This window comes from Legionella tunisiensis (assembly GCF_000308315.1).
GTDB lineage: Bacteria > Pseudomonadota > Gammaproteobacteria > Legionellales > Legionellaceae > Tatlockia > Tatlockia tunisiensis.
In genome coordinates, this window is the sequence record NZ_CALJ01000314.1 from 1 (window position 1) to 1,973 (window position 1,973).

Consider the following 1,973-nt stretch of genomic DNA (forward strand, 5'->3'; position numbering starts at 1 on the left):
GATGAGTGAGTATTTTGCCCCAGTTTTGAAAATTATAAATCACTCTCGTTTATTAGTACCTGTTGGTCAAGTGTATGCAACCAAACACCCTGTTTTGCTGGCAGATTGTTATCATGCTGAAGTTCAGCAGATTTTATCATTGCGACATACCCTCAATGGCGTTGAGATGATTTTTACTCATCCTTTAATCTTCCATTATGTTGAACCGATTTATGTGGGTGAATGGATTGAGGAAGCTTTTTTATCCAACAAAATAGGCAAAAAAATTGGCACTTTTTTATCGCTGCAAGCATGCTGAAGAGCTAACATCTGCCATTAATAAATTGGCTGCTTATATAAATTTTTCGCAAGGAAAAACATTTGTTGCCGTGAATCTAGGTTTGGAGAATACGCAAAAACCTTAGTATTGAAACCGCTGCTCGCATGCTATGAATCGAGAAGATGGGATGGTGTTAATTTCTACGATACTGATGCTTGCTCTGTTGGCTTTATTAGTAATATCGCAGATGCAAATCGTCTTTTTAGCTTATAAGTCGCTTAATCGGTTGGTCGAAAACACCAGGATTTTTATCAACTTGAGATGGTTTCCCAAAAATTATCTGCTGTTAATATCAATCAGATACAAGCTAATTGTCTTGTGACCGAAAAAGATCCAAATGAAATAATCACTTTATTAAAAAATGGCCAAGCTTGCCCTCTATCGCATGAGCAACAGCAGTTTTCTTATTTAATAGAAGAACTTGGTTTCTTTCCTTGTATTCAAACAGTTAAAGATGGAAGAACATACAGTACACAACATTGGCGGCTCACTATTCTCTCAAGGAGTGAAGGATTTAATTTTTTACAATTGCGAGTTGCAGGGATTGCTCCTTTATCTGTCTGTGACACCAAGCAGTTGGTTTTTATCCATACAGGTATAATTAGTTGGCGTTATTTAGTCAGCTAAATCCGTGAGTAGAATTATGCTATGGTAGCAGTAGTTATTTATTTTCTACTGAGCGTCATTGGAGAACGATTAATGATAGGAAAATCCTGGGTCTGGAAGCTGGGAGCGCTTTTTCTTTAGTTTTTACCCTTTGGCTTGGGTAAACTCAGCAAGCCTGAGTGCATTTGAAGCATTACAGTTAGGCACAGAAGCTTACATCTATGGTTATCCCTTGGTAACCATGGATTTGACTAAACAAGTGATGACGAACGCGGTGAAGCCAAACAATGGCCGCGGGCCCATAGGACAATTTATCAATATCAGGCGATTCCCCGATGCGTCATTCCAAGATATTCCAGCTCCCAACGCTGATACGCTTTATTCTTTTGCCTGGCTTGATCTAAGCAAAGAACCCTACCTGTTGCATGTACCCAATCAGAATGGGCGTTATTATATCATGCCCTTATTAAGTGGATGGACTGACGTATTTGCTGCTCCAGGCAGCCGAACGACAGGTACAGAAGCACAAGATTTTGTGATTGTTGGACCTTATTGGAAAGGGACTGTGCCAGAAGGGTTAGTCGAATTAAAATCACCAACAAATATGGTTTGGATCCTGGGCCGCACCTACTGTACGGGAACAGCTGAGGATTATCGTCTTGTGCATAGCTTACAAGATAAATACAGTTTAAAACCGCTTAGCTACTATGGTAAATTCTATACGCCTCCGGCAGGTATTGTTGACCCAACCATTGATATGAAAACCCCAATACGTCAGCAGGTCAATGCAATGGATGCCGCAACGTATTTTAAAAAATTGGCAATGCTCCTTAAGGATAACCCACCTGCAAATGCGGATGCTTCCATGGTTGAGAAACTTGCGAAACTTGGTATTGTTGCTGGTAAGGATTTTGATTTGACAAAACTTGATCCTGCTGTAGCAATTGCCTTGGAAAATGCTGTGAAGGCTGGACAGTATGAAATTCTGATGCAGAAACTGAAGGCTACTAAAGATTTGAGAAATGGTTGGATCGTTACAACACAAACA

Annotated in this window: 2 protein-coding genes and 1 pseudogene; all 3 read left to right on the plus strand. The window is 40.0% G+C overall.

Features of this window, described 5'->3' with window-relative positions:
• A pseudogene (locus BN58_RS19160) lies at window positions 1-298 on the plus strand (hypothetical protein); the annotation flags it as partial.
• 282 nt (window positions 299-580) lie between these two features.
• Window positions 581-946, plus strand: a complete 366-nt coding sequence (locus tag BN58_RS19170) for a hypothetical protein (protein ID WP_019218208.1) — start codon at window positions 581-583, stop codon at window positions 944-946.
• 130 nt (window positions 947-1,076) lie between these two features.
• On the plus strand, window positions 1,077-1,973 hold an 897-nt coding region (locus BN58_RS27395), incomplete at its 3' end, for a DUF1254 domain-containing protein (RefSeq protein ID WP_019218209.1).